16 protein-coding genes are annotated in these 19036 nt (G+C 61.2%); 11 read left to right on the top strand and 5 right to left on the bottom strand.

Annotated elements, in window-relative coordinates:
* Nucleotides 1-117: 117 nt before the first annotated feature.
* The 5 genes from KQ933_RS12480 to KQ933_RS12460 all read left to right on the top strand — a co-directional run bounded on the left by KQ933_RS12480 (nucleotide 118) and on the right by KQ933_RS12460 (nucleotide 7519).
* Nucleotides 118-600: a VOC family protein gene (locus KQ933_RS12480; RefSeq protein ID WP_216755179.1), complete on the top strand. Its 483-nt coding sequence runs from the start codon at nucleotides 118-120 to the stop codon at nucleotides 598-600.
* A 192-nt stretch (nucleotides 601-792) separates the two neighbouring features.
* Nucleotides 793-1581, top strand: a complete 789-nt coding sequence (locus KQ933_RS12475) for an AraC family transcriptional regulator (protein ID WP_216755178.1) — start codon at nucleotides 793-795, stop codon at nucleotides 1579-1581.
* Between the two features lie 292 nt (nucleotides 1582-1873).
* The gene (locus KQ933_RS12470) at nucleotides 1874-3085 is read left to right on the top strand and encodes an efflux RND transporter periplasmic adaptor subunit (protein WP_216755177.1); all 1212 of its coding nucleotides are present in this window, start codon (nucleotides 1874-1876) and stop codon (nucleotides 3083-3085) included.
* A complete protein-coding gene (locus KQ933_RS12465) occupies nucleotides 3082-6237 on the top strand; it encodes an efflux RND transporter permease subunit (RefSeq protein ID WP_216755176.1) in 3156 nt (1051 codons plus the stop codon). The genes KQ933_RS12470 and KQ933_RS12465 overlap by 4 nt, the downstream gene beginning before the upstream one ends.
* 283 nt (nucleotides 6238-6520) lie before the next feature.
* On the top strand, nucleotides 6521-7519 hold the full coding sequence (locus KQ933_RS12460; RefSeq protein ID WP_216755175.1) for a flagellin: 999 nt from the start codon (nucleotides 6521-6523) through the stop codon (nucleotides 7517-7519).
* Nucleotides 7520-7580: 61 nt separating this feature from the next.
* Here the strand turns inward: KQ933_RS12460 and KQ933_RS12455 are convergent, their stop codons facing one another.
* Nucleotides 7581-8168, bottom strand: coding sequence for an NADPH-dependent FMN reductase (locus KQ933_RS12455; protein ID WP_113204759.1), 588 nt, complete (start codon nucleotides 8166-8168; stop codon nucleotides 7581-7583).
* A gap of 77 nt (nucleotides 8169-8245) precedes the next feature.
* On the opposite strand from KQ933_RS12455, the gene KQ933_RS12450 reads away from it, so the two are divergent.
* Complete coding sequence (locus KQ933_RS12450) at nucleotides 8246-8659, top strand: helix-turn-helix domain-containing protein (protein WP_216755174.1); 414 nt, start codon at nucleotides 8246-8248, stop codon at nucleotides 8657-8659.
* Between the two features lie 160 nt (nucleotides 8660-8819).
* Complete coding sequence (locus tag KQ933_RS12445) at nucleotides 8820-9485, top strand: OmpA family protein (RefSeq protein ID WP_216755173.1); 666 nt, start codon at nucleotides 8820-8822, stop codon at nucleotides 9483-9485.
* Nucleotides 9486-9552: 67 nt separating this feature from the next.
* Here the strand turns inward: KQ933_RS12445 and KQ933_RS12440 are convergent, their stop codons facing one another.
* Entirely contained in the window at nucleotides 9553-9960 is a 408-nt protein-coding gene (locus KQ933_RS12440) for a DUF2000 family protein (protein WP_216755172.1), read from the bottom strand.
* 32 nt (nucleotides 9961-9992) lie between these two features.
* Here KQ933_RS12440 and KQ933_RS12435 point away from each other — a divergent pair, with 32 nt between their 5' ends.
* Nucleotides 9993-10886 (top strand): AraC family transcriptional regulator, encoded by an 894-nt coding sequence (locus tag KQ933_RS12435; RefSeq protein WP_216755171.1) that lies wholly within the window; start codon nucleotides 9993-9995, stop codon nucleotides 10884-10886.
* Between the two features lie 231 nt (nucleotides 10887-11117).
* Nucleotides 11118-12071, top strand: coding sequence for an NmrA/HSCARG family protein (locus KQ933_RS12430; RefSeq protein ID WP_216755170.1), 954 nt, complete (start codon nucleotides 11118-11120; stop codon nucleotides 12069-12071).
* A 95-nt stretch (nucleotides 12072-12166) separates the two neighbouring features.
* Here KQ933_RS12430 and KQ933_RS12425 read toward each other — a convergent pair whose 3' ends face one another.
* Complete coding sequence (locus KQ933_RS12425) at nucleotides 12167-13087, bottom strand: LysR family transcriptional regulator (protein WP_216755169.1); 921 nt, start codon at nucleotides 13085-13087, stop codon at nucleotides 12167-12169.
* Nucleotides 13088-13658: 571 nt separating this feature from the next.
* Here KQ933_RS12425 and KQ933_RS12420 point away from each other — a divergent pair.
* Complete coding sequence (locus KQ933_RS12420) at nucleotides 13659-15449, top strand: ABC transporter ATP-binding protein (protein ID WP_216755168.1); 1791 nt, start codon at nucleotides 13659-13661, stop codon at nucleotides 15447-15449.
* Nucleotides 15450-15648: 199 nt separating this feature from the next.
* Here KQ933_RS12420 and KQ933_RS12415 read toward each other — a convergent pair whose 3' ends face one another.
* Together KQ933_RS12415 and KQ933_RS12410 are read right to left on the bottom strand one after the other, a co-directional pair.
* On the bottom strand, nucleotides 15649-16743 hold the full coding sequence (locus tag KQ933_RS12415) for an AbrB family transcriptional regulator (protein WP_216758902.1): 1095 nt from the start codon (nucleotides 16741-16743) through the stop codon (nucleotides 15649-15651).
* A 149-nt stretch (nucleotides 16744-16892) separates the two neighbouring features.
* Complete coding sequence (locus KQ933_RS12410; protein ID WP_216755167.1) at nucleotides 16893-17795, bottom strand: LysR family transcriptional regulator; 903 nt, start codon at nucleotides 17793-17795, stop codon at nucleotides 16893-16895.
* A 91-nt stretch (nucleotides 17796-17886) separates the two neighbouring features.
* Between KQ933_RS12410 and KQ933_RS12405 the strand changes: the two genes are divergently transcribed.
* Nucleotides 17887-18939, top strand: coding sequence for an aldo/keto reductase (locus KQ933_RS12405; RefSeq protein ID WP_216755166.1), 1053 nt, complete (start codon nucleotides 17887-17889; stop codon nucleotides 18937-18939).
* The last annotated feature ends 97 nt before the right edge of the window (nucleotides 18940-19036 follow it).

Genomic DNA, 19036 nt, shown 5'->3' with positions numbered 1-19036 from the left:
CGGAAAGGTGTCGGAGTAGCCAAAGAGGCACCCGGGATTTTTTTTCGCGGCCCTGTCGGGATTGTCGGGGCTCATGCGTCCTAGAGCCATGAACGACGACCAAAAGGAGGATGTTTCATGGTCAAGGTCATTTCACATCTCTGGTTTGCCGAAGGCGCCCGCGAGGCGGTGGAATTCTACGTTTCGCTTGTGCCCAATTCCGCAATCGGCGACATCACCACCGTGCCGGCAGAAACGCCGAGCGGCCCTCCAGGCAGTGTCGAAATCGTGGAGTTCAAGCTTGGCGGCCAGAATTTCATGGCCATGAAGGCCGGGCCGTTCGAACCGTTCAACCATGCCTATTCCGTACAGGTCATCTGCGAAGATCAGGCGGAGGTCGACCGTATCTGGGATGGGTTCCTTGGCAACGGGGGTATGGCAGAACACTGCGGCTGGCTCAGGGATCGCTGGGGTCTTTCCTGGCAGATCGTGCCCAAGGCTCTGGCCGAGATGATGAGCGGTCAGCGCAAGGGCAATGCGAAGAAGATGACCGAGGCGATGCTGCAGATGGTCAAGCTCGATGTCGCGACATTGGAAAAGGCGTTCCAGGAAGCGGCCTGAATCTGCGAAGCACCATGACCGGAGTGGACGGCAGCCCCGGAGACAGGGCTGCCGTTTCAATTCTCCCAGTGGATTTTCAGGGGAAATGATGTCATTGGGACAGCGGGAGGCAATTCGAAAACGGGGGTGATTGAATTGGCGTCTCGGCCACAGATTTCATTGCTTCAAGCCGGTGCGGTGTCGATCACGCGCATGCGCAGCAACAGCGCCGATCATGACGAGAGCGGGCCGATTCCCCAGGCGGAGGCTTTCAGCGTGATCGCGCAGCTGAAACCCTTCGACAACCATCGCCTCTGGCGCCGCGGCAGGCTCATCCACGACGGCGGCCATCCGGCGGGAGCGCTGGCGATCACCGATCTCGGGGAGGAGTGGCGCTGCCATCATCGCTCCTCCTTCGACAACATGCGTTTCAACATAACCCGGCAGGGGCTTTCCGATTTCAGCTACGAGGCGGGGCGTTCCGGCTTTAACGGGCTCGATTGCGGGCAGGGTCAGCTTGATCCGGTCGTGCAAGGGCTCGCAATGGCACTCCTGCCGGCGCTCAGCCAGCCAGCGCATGCGAGCGCTCTTTTCATCGATCATGTCCTGCTGGCGCTGCAGGCGCATCTGGTGACGCGTTACGGCAAGATCAATCTGCCGGTCGAACGCAGCAGTGGGCTTTCGGGGCGTCAGCTCAACATGGCGACGGCGTTCCTCGCCTCGCTGACGGCGCGGGAGGCGACGATATCTGATGTCGCGGCGCAATGCGGGTTGTCGACCAGCTATTTCATCCGCGCCTTCAAGAGATCGACCGGCCGCACTCCACATCGCTGGCTCATGGAATACCGGGCGGAGAAGGCGCGGCAGATGCTGCTCGGCACGGGCTCCATCGCCGAGATCGCGGTCGCCTGCGGCTTTGCAGACCAAAGCCATCTGACACGGGTCTTCACGGCGCTGCATGGGGTGTCGCCCGGGACGTGGCGGCGGGAGAGGCGTATATAGGTTATTTCCATATCCTTAGAACACGGAAATTGCCTATCTCTTTTCTTGCTCAGTTCCGACGCAAAACCGCTGCACACTTTTGCTGGAACGGCTCCCCGGCATCGCTCAAGTAAAAGTGAGCGGGCGGGTTATTTTCAATCTTTGCTGATATTACAATTCTGTAATGACGGGTGGTTACGCTTGCTGCCGGCCGGGGAAAGGTGCGATATTGTCGCACCTGACGGGACTGGTTGTCCCGCAACGCCTCTTTCGACCGACCCTGGTCTAACCTCGAGTCCCTCCGGAGACGTGAATGCCTTTTTGGAAGCAGTTTTTACTTTGCGTTGTCGTGATTATCGCCGGCTTTGCCGCGTGGGTATACTTTGTGCCCGAGGCAGGCGATGCGATGCGCAATGCCGGAATTCCTGACAACCTCGTCTCCAGGATTGCTCCCAAGACCGATGAAGCGGCCGATCAGGCGAAGGGCGGCGGCCAAGGTCAGGGCGGCCAGGGGCAAGGGCAGGGTCGTCGTAACGGCGGCGAAGGCGGCGGTGGGCGCAATGCTTCCGTTCTCGTCGTCACCCAGGCCGTAGTACAGGGCGTCGTCAACGACCGGCTGAACGCGATCGGCACGGGCGACGCGATCCGCTCCGTCGCGGTCACGCCGCAGGCAACCGGCACGATCCGCGAAATTCTCATCAAGTCGGGCGATATGGTCAAGCAGGGTCAGGTTCTTGCCAAACTCGACAGCGAGGAGCAGGTCATTGCCCAGGGGCAAGCGCAGGTGGCGCTGAATAGCGCGCTCGAGAAATCCAGCCTCTACCACAACATCAAGTCCAGTGTGTCGCGCATGGACGTCTTCGATTCCGAGATCGCCGAGCAGAATGCGCGGCTGCAACTGCAGGCGGCCGATCTCAATCTCGCACGCCGCAATATCGTCGCGCCGATCGACGGTATCGTCGGCATCGTGCCGGTCAATATCGGCGACAACGTCACGACCTCGACGCCGATCGTGACGCTCGACGACCGCACTGAAATCCTCGTCGACTACTGGGTGCCGGAGCGTTTCGCCAATACGGTCTCCGTTGGCCAGGTGGTCGAGGCAACGTCCGTGGCGCGACCGGGCAAGATCTTTTCAGGTGTGCTGGAAGCGGTCGACAACCGCGTCGACGCGGCAAGCCGCACGCTGCGCCTGCGGGGACGGATCGACAACAGCTCGGACGAGCTGCGCGCCGGCATGTCCTTTGCTGTCAGCATGAAGTTTGCAGGCGATAAATACCCAGCCGTCAACCCGCTCTCCGTGCAGTGGGATGCCCAGGGCTCTTTCGTCTGGCGGGTGACCGACGGCAGATCGCACAAGGTGCGGGTCACGGTCGTGCAGCGCAATCCGGATTATGTGCTGGTCAAGGCTGACCTTGATGATGGCGACCAGATCGTCACGCAGGGCCTGCAGCGCGTGCGCGAGAACGGCGCTGTGCGTGTGGCGACCGATATCGCCTCTAACGACAAGGTCGCCTCCCAATGAACGTGACCGAGATCCACCAGGGCAAGCCGGAATCCAGCAAGGCGTCTTTCACCGCGCTGTTCGTGCGCCGCCCGATCCTGGCGCTGGTGTTCAACACGCTGATGGTGGTGGCCGGTCTTGCGGCCTATGTCGGCGTCGAAGTGCGCGAACTGCCCGATGTCGACCGGCCGGTGGTAACCGTGCGCACGACCTTCGACGGTGCTTCGCCGCAGACGATCGACCAGGAATTGACCAAGGTCATCGAAGGTGCGGTCGCCCGCGTCAGCGGCCTCAAATCCATCTCTTCCAGTTCCCAGTTCGGCCAGAGCCGCGTAACGCTGGAATTTTCCGACTCTATCGACCTGGCCGTTGCCGCCAATGACGTGCGTGACGCCATCGGCCGCATTGCCCAGAACCTGCCCGATGAGGCGGATGCGCCGCAGATCGTCAAAGCTGACTCGGATTCCTCGGCGATCATGCGCCTTGCGGTGACGTCGGATACGCTCAACATGGACGATCTGACATTGCTCGTCGAGAACGAGGTGGTCGATCGACTGGCCTCTGTCGATGGCGTTGCCGATGTCGAGGAATACGGCGATCAGGAAAAGGTTTTCCGCGTCGACGTCGATCAGAGCGCGCTTGCAAGCCGCGGGCTGACTATTGGCGATCTCACCAAGGCGCTCGACAATGCCGCGCTCGATGTGCCAGCCGGTTCGCTGAAGAGCCCGATGCAGGATATCGTGGTGCGCGCCACCGCCAGCCTGCAGACGCCCGAAGACTTCCAGAACGTCATCCTGCAGCACAATGTGCGCCTCGGCGATGTTGCGACCGTGACGCTCGGACCGCGCGACGGCGAGACGGCGCTGCGTTCCAATGGCAAGCCGGGCATCGGTCTCGGCATCATCCGCCAGGCGCAGTCGAATACGTTGAATATATCCACCGGCATTCACGCTGCCGTCGACCAGCTTTCCAAGACGCTGCCGAAGGGCACGACGATCGCAATCACCAGCGACGACGCCGTGTTCATCGAGGGCGCGATCCATGAAGTGGTGCTGGCGTTGCTGCTCTCGGCCGTGATCGTCACCGTCGTCATCTATCTCTTCCTGCGCGACTGGCGCGCGACGCTGATCCCGTCCGTCTCGATGCCGGTGGCGCTGATCGGCACGCTTGCCGCGATCTATATGGTCGGCTTCTCGATCAACATCCTGACGCTGCTTGCGATCGTGCTGGCGACCGGTCTCGTGGTCGACGACGCCATCGTCGTGCTCGAAAACATCGTGCGCCGACGCTCGGAAGGCATGGGGCCGCGCGCGGCCGCCGTGCTCGGCACGCGCGAGGTATTCTTCGCCGTCATCGCGACAACGGCCACACTTGCCGCCGTCTTCATTCCGCTCTCCTTCCTGCCGGGGCAGGTGGGTGGTCTTTTCCGCGAGTTCGGTTTCGTCCTTGCCTTCTCGGTCGGCCTGTCGTCGATCGTGGCGCTGACGCTGTGCCCGATGCTCGCCTCGCGCATGCTGACCAAGCCGATGATCGAGGATCACGGGCTGCTCGGCCGCTTCGGCGAGGCCTTCGCCAGCATTTATAAATGGGCGCTGCATGCCTGCCTGGGCGCGCCTGTTGTCGTCATCGTCTTCTCGCTCATTTTCGGCGCGGCAGCCGTTGTTGCTTTCGGCACGGTCAAGAGCGAGCTGACGCCGGAGGAAGACCGCGCCATGGTGATGATGCGGCTGACGACGCCGCAGGGCTCCAGCCTCGAGTATACGCGCGACAAGCTTCAACTGGTGGAGGAATACCTTCAGCCGCTCGTTGACAGCGGCGATATCAGGAACGTCTTCTCGATCTCCGGCCAGGGTGGCTCTTCCAACAGCGGCTTCATGGTGCTGACGCTGGCGCCCTGGGGCGAGCGCCACCGCACGCAGGCCCAGATCGTGCGCGACATCAACCAGGCTGCGTCGAAGGTGCCAGCGCTGCGCGGCAATGCGATCTCGTCGAACAGCCTGCGCATCCGCGGCGCCGGCAGCGGTCTTCAGATGGCGCTGATCGGCAACGACCACGAGGCGCTGACGGCGGCTGCCGCCAAACTCGTGCAGCAACTCGACGCAAGCGGCCAATACGACACGCCGCGCCTGACCAACGAACCCTCGCAGGCGCAAGTCTCCGTCGCCATCGATCGCGAACGGGCCTCCGATCTCGGTATCGACATTACAGGGCTTTCGACCGCCATCCAGTCACTGCTCGAGGGACGATCGGTGGTCGACGTCTTCGTCAATGGTGAATCCTACCCGGTGCTTCTGACTTCGACGATGCGGCCGATCGACGATCCGACCGATCTCGAAAACGTCTTCCTGAAGACGGGCGAAGGCAAGATCGTGCCGATGTCGGTCATCGCTTCGCTGAAGGAAGGCTCGGTCGCCCCGCAGCTCAATCGCGAACAGCAGCTCGCGTCCGTAGCGATCACCGCCGGTCTCAAGGACGGCATGTCGCTCGGCGATGCTGTCAAGAACGTCACGCAGATGGCAGCACCGCTGTTGCCGCCCGGCGCGCGTCTGCTGCCGCTTGCCGAGGCCGCAACGCTCGAAGAGAATTCCAGCGGCATGGCGTTGACCTTCGGCTTTGCGATTGTCATCATTTTCCTGGTGCTGGCGGCCCAGTTCGAGAGCGTCCTGTCGTCGCTGATCATCATGTCGACGGTGCCGCTCGGCCTTGCCTGCGCCGTCTTTGCGCTCATCATCACCGGCTCCAGCCTCAACATCTACAGCCAGATTGGCCTCGTGCTGCTTGTCGGCGTCATGGCGAAGAACGGCATCCTGATCGTGGAATTCGCCAATCAGCTGCGTGACCGCGGCGAGGATGTGCGCTCGTCCATCGAAAAGGCCTGCGCGCTTCGCCTGCGTCCAGTCATGATGACGATGATCGCGACCATTCTTGGGGGCGTTCCCCTGGTCTTCGCCCATGGCGCGGGTGCGGAGGCGCGCGTGGCGCTCGGCTGGGTCATCGTCGGCGGGCTCGGCTTCGCAACGCTGGTGACGCTGTTCATCACTCCCGTCGCCTATCTGCTGATTGCCCGCTTCGCCAAGCCGCATGCCCATGAGGAAGCGCGCCTGCACGAGGAAATGACGCATGCGACGCGTCCGAAGCCGGATCCGGAAGAACAGCTTCAGGCTGCCGAGTAAGAGGGCGAACAAGCCTTTTTCAATACTTTCGGAAGCGCCCGCAGGACCTCTCCCGCGGGCGTTTTTATGGTGTACGAAAGCTTGTGAAATAAGATAAATTACTTCTGAACTTTAGCCGTTTTTTAAGCATAACCGGCAATGATTGCGATCAGTAACCGGTCGGTCTTCCCCAGTTTTTCCGAAGGCCATTGCGCTGCTTTTCGAGCGACGGCGGACATGAACGTCCGCGTGATTTCGGTACATCCTGTTCTGTTGCGTCCTGTTGTGTTTTGGAGTTCGTACCGTGAGTATTTATCAGCGCACCTCCGTGGATGCGGCGCTTCATGTGCTGCGTGATATCAATCGGAATATGACGGTGACGCAGAACCATGTCACGACAGGTCTGCGTGTCGAAAAATCCACAGATAATGCCGCCTACTGGTCAGTCGCGACGACGGTACGTCACGACAACAAAGCACTCTCCGCCATTCAGGATGCCCTCGGCATGGCGGCTGCCACCATGGGAACAGCATCTGCCGGCGTTGACAGCGTCATCGACGTCGTCACCGAGATCAAGGCAAAGCTTGTCGCCGCTACCGAGCAGGGCGTAGACAAGACCAAGGTCGGTGAAGAGCTGGAGCAGTTAAAAGCGCAGCTACGCAGCGTTTCCGAAGGCGCGGGCTTCAACAACGACAATTGGATCATTCTCGACAATACCACGACGCCGACGCAGCCGCGCCAGATCCCGTCCTCCTTCATCCGCAATTCTGACGGTTCGGTATCGGTCGGCATGCTGAGCTACCATATCGATATTCCGCCGGGCGGCGCGACCTCTTCCAAGGATGCGCGTTATGTGATCGATGACCGGGCAGGCGGCACCGGCGAATATGGCGTGCTGACCTCCGCCTTCTTCGCAACCGAACTCGGCACCGCGCAGACCTGGGTGCTGACCAAGAGCAAGAACGGCAATACGGCCGGCCAGGTGGAAATCGGCCTGACGGCGAATACCAGCAAACAGGACCTGAACGACATGATCAGCGTCGTCGACGCCGCGCTCGGACAGCTGACGACCGTCGGCTCGGCCTTCGGCGCATTGGAAAGGCGCATCAGCATTCAGGACGAATTCGCCAAGAACCTGTCCGACAACCTCACCTCAGGCATAGGCCGCCTCGTCGATGCCGATATGGAGGCAGAATCGAGCAAGCTCAGGGCACTTCAGACCCAGCAGCAGCTCGGCCTGCAATCGCTGAATATTGCCAACGCGTCCTACGACACGGTTCGTCAGCTTTTCCAGAACTTCTGATCTCGATTTTGTAGTACCGGCCGCCCGGCAAGCGATGCTCGCCGGGTGGTTTTCTTTGGCGTCAGGCGGCCTTGGCGGCCATCGTTGCCTTGGCCCACCAGACCAGCTCGTCGAGGGCGGCCTTTGCCGTCGGCAGCAGGTTCGCCTCGATCTCCTCGATCGGCTTGTTGCCGAAGGCCGGGTGAATCGACATGAAGTCGCCACCGCCGATATGCACGGCACTGCGGGTGGAGACCATATGAAGCTCGACGCCGATCCCACGCAGATGTTCGACCGCGCGCGTGGCGCCCGTGCCGCCATAGCCGATCGCGGTGAACGGCTTGCGCATCCATTCCTTGTAGGCCTGGTCGAGCGCGTTCTTGAGAACGCCGGTGATCGAATGGTTGTATTCGGCGACGACGAAGATATAGCCGTCGAAACGCCCTATCGTTTCCTGCCAGCGCACCGCTTCCGGATTCTGGCTTGGCATCCAGAAGTTCGACGCCATTTCCTCGAAGAAGGGGAGTGGGTGATCGCGCAGATCGACCAGCTCGACGTCGAAGTCGTCACGTGCCTGAGCCTGTTTCAATATCCATTGTGCCGGGGCATCGGCGAAACGGGTGGGGCGGGTAGAGCCGATAATAACGGCGATACGGGGCTTAGAATTCATGGTAACCTCCTGTATGCTGGTTTCTAACGGTAACCAAATTACGAATGGTTCGCGATGCCGCACAAGGAGGCACTTTATTGAAACCAGATAACCATCAGGAAACCGGCCCCTGCGAGGAGGACGCCGATGGCTGCCAGCAAGTTCGCGCCTGCGATCACATCAGCCGCATGCTGGCACGCATCAGCGACAAGTGGAGCCTGCTAGTGGTGCGCGTGCTGGGTCACGGGCCGCTGCGCTTCAACGCCTTGCGCCGCGAAGTGGGTGAGATCAGCCAGAAGGTGCTGGCATCGACGCTCAGGGAGCTCGAGGAGAACGGTTTCGTTTCCCGGACCGTCACGCATACGACACCTCCGCAGGTCGAATATGCGCTGACGGATCTCGGCCGGGAGTTCCTGGACCCGGTTCGGGGGCTCGCCGAGTGGGTCGTCGCAAACTCCGCACGCATGGACGAGGCGCGGGCGGCCTATGCCAAACGTCGCGGCCTCGACTGAAGTCCTGCGGTTTGCCAATAAAGCTGGTGATATCGGTGCGCGGCTGCAACAGGCCGATGTTTCCCATGGGGAATTTGGCTTATCAGATTGGTATCTTCATCTTGTTGCCGCATTCCCTAATATCTGCTCGCACCAGCTTCGAACGGAGAACCTCCTGTCCATGATCAAGAAATTCATCCTTCTGGCCGTTGCGGCGAGTTACCTCTCAGCTTGCACGACGACCGATCCCTATACTGGTGAGCAGAAGGTATCCAACACTGCCGGCGGTGCTGCCCTTGGCGCGCTCGGCGGTGCCCTCGTCGGTGTGGCCGTCGGCGGCGGCGGCCATGGCAAGCGCAACGCGGCGCTGATCGGTGCCGGCCTTGGCGCGCTCGCCGGTGGCGCAATCGGCAACTACATGGACCAGCAGGAAGCCGAGCTTCGTGCCCAGCTCGAAGGCACCGGCATTTCTGTCACCCGCCAGGGCGACAACATCATTCTCAACATGCCGTCGAACATCACCTTCGATGTCGACCAGGACGCGGTGAAGGCGGGCTTCTATCCGACGCTGAATTCGGTGGCGATCGTGCTACGCAAGTTCAACCGCACCCTCATCGACATCAACGGTCATACGGACTCCACCGGCAGCCTGCAGCATAATCAGGACCTGTCGCAGCGCCGCGCGCTGTCCGTTGCCGATTATCTCGGCAGCCAGGGCATCGACCAGCGCCGCGTCTCGGCCGTCGGCTTCGGCCCGTCGCAGCCGGTCGCTTCCAATGCGACCGAAGCCGGCCGCGCCCAGAACCGCCGTGTCGAAATCCAGATCGCGCCGATCACCCAGAGCTGATCGGGTGCCTTCAGACGACAAAGAGGCCGGGGCATCGCCCGGCCTTTTTCGTCGCGCGCCCTCCGCCTCAATGCTGCATCGTGGCGCCCTTGGTGATCTTGTCGACGATTTTCTTGTCGGCTCTGAGTGCAATGCCGACAACCTTAGCATCATCGGGGGCATATTCGGCGAAGACGGCGCGGTTGGCCGCATCGTGGCCGGTTGCAAACATTTCCTCGATAAAGACGGATGACGTCACGTCGCGCTCCAGCGCGCGGCGGTGGATGGTCGATATCGTCGTTTCGTCGGCCGACAAGACTATGATCGGCTGGATGGATAGCGGGTTGTAAAGGTTGCCGGCGCGGTCCTGGTAGGGCTCGCCGATGATCTCCGGATATTGTCCGGCGATGCCTGTCGAGAGGAAGGCTGTGACATTCAGCTTCTGCCAGCCGGCAAGATTGTTTCGCAGGACGATCGCAATTTTGGTATCAAACATTCCAGTCTCTCTCATCAGGGTATCGAAACGCGTTGAGCCTGAATCTAACGCCGCAAGTCTTCGAGGGTCTTGAACGTTTGTGCGAGCCGCAGGGCGGCGGCGGCATCCTGACTGCGCCGGCCTTTCCGGGCATCGAGCGTATCGAGGCGCAGTTCTCCGGCAATATGTTCGAGCCACACCGGCACGATACCTATGCGCTCGGTGTCACCCTGCACGGCGTGCAGACCTTCACCTATCGCGGCGAACGGCGCTTCAGCCTGCCGGGGCAGGTGATCGTGTTGCACCCGGACGAGGAGCACGACGGCGGGGCGGGAACCGCAGACGGACTGCATTACCGCATGCTCTACATGGAGCCGGCGCTGTTGATGGAATGCCTGGAGGCGGAGAAGATCGGTCTTCCCTTCGTCGACCAGCCTGTGATCGCCGATGGTGCGCTAGCGCAGGTGCTGCTTGCCGCACTCGGCGAACTCGACCGGGAACTGGACGAACTTTTCGTCGATGATTTCGTCAGCCGCGTGGCGGGTGGCCTGTCGCGGCATTCGCAGGTGCGCCGCCGGGCTCTGGGCGCGGTTGCCTGGAGGCAGGTGCGGGCGGCTCGCGATTATCTGGAGGCGCATGCGCTGAGGCCGGTGCGCTCCGGCGAACTGGAGAACATTACCGGCCTCGACCGTTTCACCCTGTCACGGCATTTCCGCACGGCCTTTGCCACCAGCCCGCACCGCTACATGCTGATGCGGCGGCTGCAGCAGGCAAAGGCGCGGATGGGCGAAGGCGAAAGTTTTGCCGATGTGGCCGCCGCCACGGGCTTTGCCGACCAGGCGCATTTCATCCGGCATTTCAAGAAGGCCTATGGCGTTACGCCGGGGCGGTGGGCCGGACTGCATCGTGCCCATGCGGCAAAGGCCGGCAATGGCAGCCTGGCGTAGTCCTCTTCCGGAAGAAGATCTGAGAAATGCAGCCACCACCGATCTGACGTGATCAGATGACATCCGTATTTATCCAGAAAACGGCATTATCATATGCATTGCGCATGCCTTCAGCAAGAAAGCCAGATTCGATAACTTGCCCGGGTCCAAGCTATCGGCGTCCGCCGAATGCTCTCCTCAGTATGACGCCTGGCTAAGCAGCCGGCGGTCTGTGAAAGGTCAAGGCACATTATGTCTGCAAACGATAAGCCACTCATCGCAATTGCCGGTGCCACCAGCAAACAGGGTCGTAGCGTCGCATCAACGCTCCTTCGCAGCGGACGTTTCCGCGTACGCGCCCTGACCCGGAAAAAGGATTCACCCGAGGCTTTAAATCTGGAGCAACTTGGAGCCGAGATTGTATCCGTCCCTCTCCAGCTTGGCTTCCAGAAGGATGTCGTTGCTGCCTTCGAAGGGGCGGACGGGGCATTTCTGATGACGCCGCCCATCATTCCGCCGGAGACAACAGAGGCTCCGATCGGCCGCCAACTTGCGGATGCGGCGGTCGAGGCAGGCGTCGGACATATTGTCTTTAGCACGCTTGAGAATGTCGATGCCATCTCCGGCGGGACGAAGTTTGCTCCGCACTTCACCGACAAAGCGCGCGTTGCGGACCATATTCGCGGTCTGCCGATCTCTCATTCCTTCGTCATCCTGGCATTCTTCTACACGAATCTTCTCGAATATTATCTGCCGCGCATGGAGGGTGACACGCTGCTGTTGCCGATCTATCTTCCCGAGGATTTTCGAGCACCTTTTGTCGATCCGCTCACGGCGACCGGGCCGGCCGTGCTCGAAATTTTCTCAAATCCCGAGCGCTACAACGGGAGAACGCTGCCGATCGTCGGCGATGTCATCTCTCCGCGCGAGATGGTCGAAACCTTCCGAGAGGTAACCGGCCTCAAGGCGGAATATCGAAATGCTTTCACCAAGGGTGGCCTGCTGCAGTATTTTCCGGAGTTCGCCGCCAACGAGCTTTTCGTGCAAGAACTGCTGGGGATGGTCGAGTATGCCGTTCAGTATGGTTATTTCGGAAAGGAGCATGATCTGGAGTGGAGCCGTCGCCTGAATCCCGACACGCTCGACTGGAAGCAATATCTTCGCACCACGGGTTGGCGCGGCGACAAGCGATCTTTCGGGCTCTAGCGCAGTTTTAGGCAAAGCGCGAAGCGGTTTTCCCGGGAATTACATAAAAACAAACACTTAGAGCGGCGCTACCGTGAAAGCTGAGCCGCTCTAAGTTACGATGACCGGATCCCCGGGAGTTTGGGAATCTCGGCGACAAGAAAGTCGGTGAGAAGGCGAACGCGGGCGATGGCAGAGCGCTCTGGCACGATGAGCAGGCTCAGCGGAACCGGCGACGGGCGATAGTCTTCGAGCACGACCTCGAGGCGACCGTTATCCAGGAGATCGTGGACTAGCCAAAGGTGAGCGGGACCCATGCCGCGTCCTGCAGCCAAGGCTTCGCGCGCCGCAAGCCCGTGATCGACGCGCAGCTTCCCGTTGACTGGAACCGTAAAATTCCCGCCATGGCGGGAGGAGAGAGCGATCTGATCGCTCCCGGCCACATTGGACATTATGACGGTTTCGTATCGCGAGAGATCGTCCGGGCGCTCCGGCCGCCCGTGAACGGAGAAATAGGCCGGAGCGCCGACCAGCAGCCGGTGGCTTTTTCCGAGCGCATGAAGCTTCATGGAACTGTCAGTGAGAGGTCCAAGTCGGAGCGCCAGGTCAACGCCTTCGCGAACCAGGTCGATGCGTTCGTCGGTCAAGTTGAGATCGACGCTGATATCAGGATGCCGGTCCTGAAATTCGAAGATGAGGCGGGTGATGTGCATCACGCCAAGCGCTGCGGTACACGAAAGCCTGACAGCGCCTGCGGCCGCCCGACGTGCATTCCTGGCTTCCTCGGCAGCCTGCTCGACTAGGCGCAATACCTGAAGGCAGTTGGCATAATAGCGACTGCCTTCGTCGGTAAGCGTCACGCGACGCGTGGTTCGGTTGAGGAGAGGCACACCGACTGCATCCTCTAGTTCGTTGAGATGCCGCGTCACCGTGGATTGACCGACGCCGAGTTCTCTTGCCACCATAGATAGGTTGCCTCGCTCGGCGACGCGAACAAATGTGCGCATTCTGTCGAGAGACAGCCCGGCATTATCCATTTTTCAGCACAATGACATTCATTAGGCCAATATAAGGGATAAACGAGCTTGCGGCTAGCCAAGCATGGCCAGAACGGCAGGGACTCTTGGGGGCGCATGTAGATGATTTCCCGATTTAGATGGAATTTTGCGAGGCTTGGCTGGGACTTCAGCGATTTTTGCGCGGCAAGCACCAATAAAAACATGCCGTATACGCCTGATCCCCAAGCAAGGCGGGTGATGCCGGGCTCCTTTGAACGCCGCGATGTTGTGTTATTCGCGCATCATTCTCCATAAAGTAGAAAAGATCCGGTTGGCAAAATCAAATTTGTCCGGTACAGAAACTCTACCGCTGCAGATCAATCAAAGGAGGCGTTGCATGGCATCAACATTCATCGAAGTCCTCCCGTCCGGAATGATCCGACACTAGGTCATTCCAATTCGCGGCCCGCCAGGGAAACGCGACATGCGGTTTTAATTTCGTTCACAGCTCGACCGATCTGCCGGGACCAGTTCGTCTCCCGCTCCGACTGTGCTCTTCAACTCTCGATTTTGGGGCCGGCTGCCGAAACACGGCGTCGGACTGGTTAAAATGGCTCGCAAAAAGCTCGATTTCCGTGCCGATGCGTATCGCAGCGTCCTCGGCTTTGTTTTTCGTCAATGGACTCATCGCCCCGCATTGGTGGGCACTATTGTCCTGCTGGTTATTGCCAGCACGCTGGCCGAAGTTCTCGTGCCGGTGTTTTCCGGTGAGATCGTCGACACGATTGCCAGCGGCAATGCGGCTGGCGGTGCTATCCGCGCCTTCGCTGTGGTCGTGGCCCTTGGCCTGACCAGCGTTGTATTGCGCTGGTTCATCTTCGACGGGATCATCCGGCTGACGCTGCGCATTATGGCCGATGTCGCCAATAACGGCTTCCATAGGGTGCAGCGGTTCTCGACGGATTGGCATGCCAATAGTTTCGCCGGCTCGACGGTCCGCAAGATCACCCGCGGCATGTGGGCGCTCGACGCGCTCAACGACCTGCTGCTGATCGCTCTGCTGCCGTCGATCGTCATGCTGGTCGGCGCCAGTATCGTGCTCGGCACCTATTGGCCGATCATGGGGCTGATCGTGGCTGCGGGATCGCTTGTTTATATCGGCGTGACCGTCGCACTTTCGATGGGTTTCGTGTCGCCTGCGGCAAAGCTTGCCAATGCCTGGGATACCAAGCTCGGCGGCGCGTTGGCGGATGCCATCAGCTGCAACTCGGTGGTCAAGGCCTTTGGTGCCGAAAGGCGCGAAGAGGAACGCCTGCGCCATGTGCTTGCCAAATGGGACAACCGCACGCGGCGGACGTGGAAGCGCGGGACGCTGAACGGCACGATCCAGGGCTTCATGATGGTCTCCATGCAGGCCGGCATTCTCGGCACCGGCCTTGTCATGTGGCAGCAAGGGTTGGCGACAGCAGGCGACATCACCTTCGTGCTGGCGATGTTCTTCGTCCTGCAGGGTTATCTGCGCTCGGTCGGGCAAGACATTCGAAACCTGCAGCGTGCCGTCAACGACATGGAGGAACTTGTCCTGCTCGACAAGACGCCGCTCGGCATCGAGGACAAGCCAGGTGCGAAAGCCATCGCGATCGGCGAGGGCGAGATCGTGTTCGATCGCGTCACCTTCCAGTATGGCGCGCATCCGACCCCGCTCTATGAGGATTTCTCGGTCACCATCAAACCGGGGGAACGGGTCGGATTGGTCGGCCATTCCGGCTCGGGCAAGACCACTTTCGTCAAGCTCATCCAGCGCCTCTATGACGTCAACTCGGGGTCGATCCGGATTGACGGACAGGATATCGCCGAGGTCACGCAATCGAGCCTGCGTGGCCAGATCGCCATCGTGCAGCAGGAGCCCATCCTGTTTCACCGCACTCTGGCCGAAAACATCGCCTATGGCAGCCCGAACGCGTCCAGGCGCGAGATCGAGAATGCGGCAAAACAGGCGAGCGCCCATCGTTTCATCATGGACCTACCGAAGGGCTACGAGACGATGGTGGGCGAGCGCGGTGTCAAGCTGTCGGGCGGCGAGCGTCAGCGTGTCGCCATCGCGCGCGCTTTTCTCGCCGATGCACCCGTGCTGATCCTGGACGAGGCGACATCGAGCCTCGACAGCGAGAGCGAAGTGCAGATCCAGCAGGCCATGGAGCGCCTGATGGATGGCCGCACGACGCTTGTCATCGCACACCGCCTTTCGACGGTGCGGGCGCTGGATCGACTGCTGGTGTTCGACAGGGGGATGATCGTCGAAGAAGGCGACCATCAAGCGCTCATCCGGCTCAACAACGGCATCTATCGCCGGCTGTTCGAGCGGCAGGCGCTCGAACTGACCAAGGGTCTGGTGGCATGAGCCGAAGAACCGGCGCGCTGAGGCGCCGGTGCGCCGGTGCTTCATCTCCGCTTCTCGACTGGATTTTGTTGGGCAAGCGGGGCTTTGTGGCTGAGAGGTGTAGTCCTTAGGCAGGGTTCATGGCGGCGATATGCGATCATAGGTTCCGTCGCGCTCGGCTAGCTGAGACGAGTTCCAACTTCGTCGTGCGAGCGATGCCTTAGGCGGAACTTTCCGCAAGTCCCGAGCGGCGGGCGATGAAGCGGGCAAGCGCCGGCCCGATCAGCAAAATGATCAGGAAGCGGCCGGTCTGCATGGCCATGACGAAGGGCACGTCGACATCGCTTGACGCGGCGATGATGGCGACGGAATCGGCGCCGCCGGGGCTGGTGGCAAGATAGGCGGTCAGCGGGTCGATGCCGGCGAATTTGTGGAGTGCCACCGCCATGCAGCCGCAGAGCGCCATCAGGATGATGATGGAGGCGGAGACGCGGGGCAGGGCGCGGGCGGCATGTTTGAGGATCGAGCGGGTGAAGCGAAGGCCGATGCTCCAGCCGATCAGCGCGTAGCTGAGCGCCAGGATCCAGGTCGGCAATTCGATCTTCAACAGGCCGAAGCCTTGCAGCACCGCGCCGGCAAACAGCGGCACCACAATGTTGCCGCCCTGGATGCGGAAGCGGAAGACGGCGTAGCAGCAGAGGGCGGCGAAGGCGATGGTCATGGTGAAGGCCGGCCAGTCGACCGCCGGGAAGAAGATGACCGGCGGCGGCGCCTCACCATCGGCGGCGACCCAGAGGCGGGAGATGACAGAGGCGCCGACGGCGACGAAGACGACGCGCAGATATTGCATGAAGGCGACGAGGCGGGCATCGGCGCCGTAGGCTTCCGACATGATGACCATGGCCGAGGCGCCGCCGGGCGTCGAGCCCCAGACAGCCGTCGTGCCGGGCAGAACCTGCCAGCGCGTGAGCAGCCAGCCGAGGCCGGCGGCAATGGCGATGACCGAGACGATGAAAACGAAGAAGAGCGGCGCGTCCTTGGCCATGGTGCCCAGGATGTCAGGCGTGATGTTGCGCGCCATCAGGAGGCCGACCAGCACCTGGCCGAACTGTAGCGGCCAGTAGGGGATGCGCAACTGCCCCTTGCCGACGGTGAGCGCCAGCCCGATCGCCGCGACCATCGGGCCGATCAGCAGCGAGGCGGGCAGGGCGAAGAGTTCGAGGAACAGGACAAGAATGGCGGACAAGGCAAGCAGCAATGCCCATTTGGGCAGGCTCGCTTTCTGCTGGAAGCTGCTTGCGTCCAAAATTGTGATCCTCGAACTTTTGACCGGAGCGAGCCCGTAGGCGAAGATGGGAAGAGGCTCCGGCAGCATGAAGAGGCCGGCTGAGGGCCGGCAAGCGCAGACCCCGTATAGGCTCGGGGCAGCCAAAGGGTCAATTGCGGAATCTGGCCCTTGTGCCCCTAAAGGCGGATGTGTTTTGCAAGGAAATCGAGGAGGGCGCGAACACGGGCCGGCAGTGGCCCGCCCTGACCGATATAGACTGCGTAGAACTCTTCGACATCACCGGGATTGAGCTTTTCCAGCACAGGGACGAGGCGGCCGGCGGCGATATCGGCGCGCACGGTGAACTCCGTCATGCGCGCAAGGCCGGCGCCTGAGAGCGCCAGATAACGCATGGCCTCACCATCGCCGACCTGCAGGCCTGATGTGAGCGGAAGGGAGATCGTTTCACCGCCATGGAGGATCGGCCAGCCCTCCAGTGCGCGGGCATAGGAAAAGCCAATGCGACAGTGATCGTGCAGATCGGTGGCTGAGCGTGGTTCGCCGCGTTGTTTCAGATAGTCGGGCGAGGCGACGATGATTTTTCTGGCAGCGCCGAGCTTGCGGGCAATCAGGCTCGATGTCTTCAGCGGGCCGGCGCGGATCGCCACATCGGCGCGCTCTTCCAGGAGGTCGACGACCTTGTCGGTATGGGTGATATCCAGCGTGACGCCGGGATGCTCGGCCATGAAAGCGGGGACGAGCGGCGCCAGGACATGATTGCCGAAAGAGCCGCTGGTGTTGATGCTGATGCGTCCGGCCGCCTGTTCTCCTGCCGAGGCAAAACGTTCGGCCTCCGAGATGTTGGCGAGGATTGCCACGCTGCGCTCATAGAAGGCGCAGCCTTCCGGTGTCAGCTGCAGCTTGCGCGTCGAGCGGTTGACGAGGCGGGTGCCGAGCCGGTTTTCCAGCCGGGCGACCAGCTTGCTAACGGCCGACGGCGTCATGCGGCGCGCCAATGCAGCAGCGGAGAAGCCGCCGCGCTCGACGACGCTGACGAAGACTTCCATTTCACCGGATCGATTGATGTCCTGACGGCTCACGATGAATTCAAATCACAAATGATATGCTCTGAGGCAATCTATATCACAGTGCTGGCCGGGTCTATCTCTTCAGAAAACAGGAGATTGGATCATGGAATACAGAAATCTCGGCGCATCGGGGCTGAGGGTGCCGGTGCTGAGCTTCGGGGCCGGCACGTTCGGTGGCAGCGGACCGCTCTTCGGCGCCTGGGGCACGACAGATGCCGAGGAAGCGCGGCGGATGGTGGATATCTGCCTGGAGGCGGGCGTGACGCTGTTCGATACGGCGGACGTTTATTCGGCTGGCGCGTCAGAGGAGGTGCTGGGACAGGCGATTTCCGGCCGGCGCGATGCGGTGCTGATCTCGACCAAGATGGCGCTGCCGATGGGCGAGCGACCTGATGATTGGGGCACTTCGCGGTCACGGCTGATCCGCGCGACCGAGGATGCGCTGCGGCGGCTCGGCACCGACTATATAGACCTCTTGCAGCTTCACGCCTTCGACGCCTCGACGCCGATGGAGGAAGTGCTTTCGGCGCTCGATGGGTTGGTTGCCGGGGGCAAGGTGCGTTATGTCGGCGTTTCCAATTTCTCCGGCTGGCAGTTGATGAAAGCGCTCGGTATTTCCGAGCGATACGGCTACCCGCGCCATGTCGCCCATCAGGTCTATTATTCGCTCGCCGGGCGGGATTACGAATGGGAGCTGATGCCGCTTGCCGCCGACCAGCAGGTGGGGGCGCTCGTCTGGAGCCCCCTTGCCTGGGGCCGGCTGACCGGCAAGATCCGCCGCGGTGTGGCCCTGCCGGAGGGAAGCCGTCTGCACCAGACCGCTGAATATGGCCCACCCGTCGATGACGAGAAGCTCTTCAACATCGTCGACGTGCTGGACGAGATTGCCGTCGAGACCGGTAGGACGGTGCCGCAGATCGCCATCAACTGGCTGATCGGCCGGCCGACGGTCTCAAGCGTCATCATCGGCGCGCGCAATGAGGAACAGCTCAGGCAAAATCTCGGATCCGTCGGCTGGAGCCTGACGGCGGAGCAGATAAGGCGGCTGGATGCGGTCAGTGCCGTGACGCCGCCTTATCCCTATTTTCCTTACTATCGGCAGGAGGGTTTTGCCCGGCTCAACCCGCCCGCTGTCCCTGCAATAAAGATGGGATGAAATCTTCCCTAATCTTGGCTGGACAGCCGCTTTGACTTGCCTCATACCCGGCCTGCTACAGATGCTGTAGCAGGCTGTGGAATGTAGGGAGATCAAG

The sequence above is a fragment of the Rhizobium sp. WYJ-E13 genome (genome assembly GCF_018987265.1).
Lineage (GTDB): Bacteria > Pseudomonadota > Alphaproteobacteria > Rhizobiales > Rhizobiaceae > Rhizobium.
This window is presented reverse-complemented; position numbering and strand designations above follow the sequence as displayed.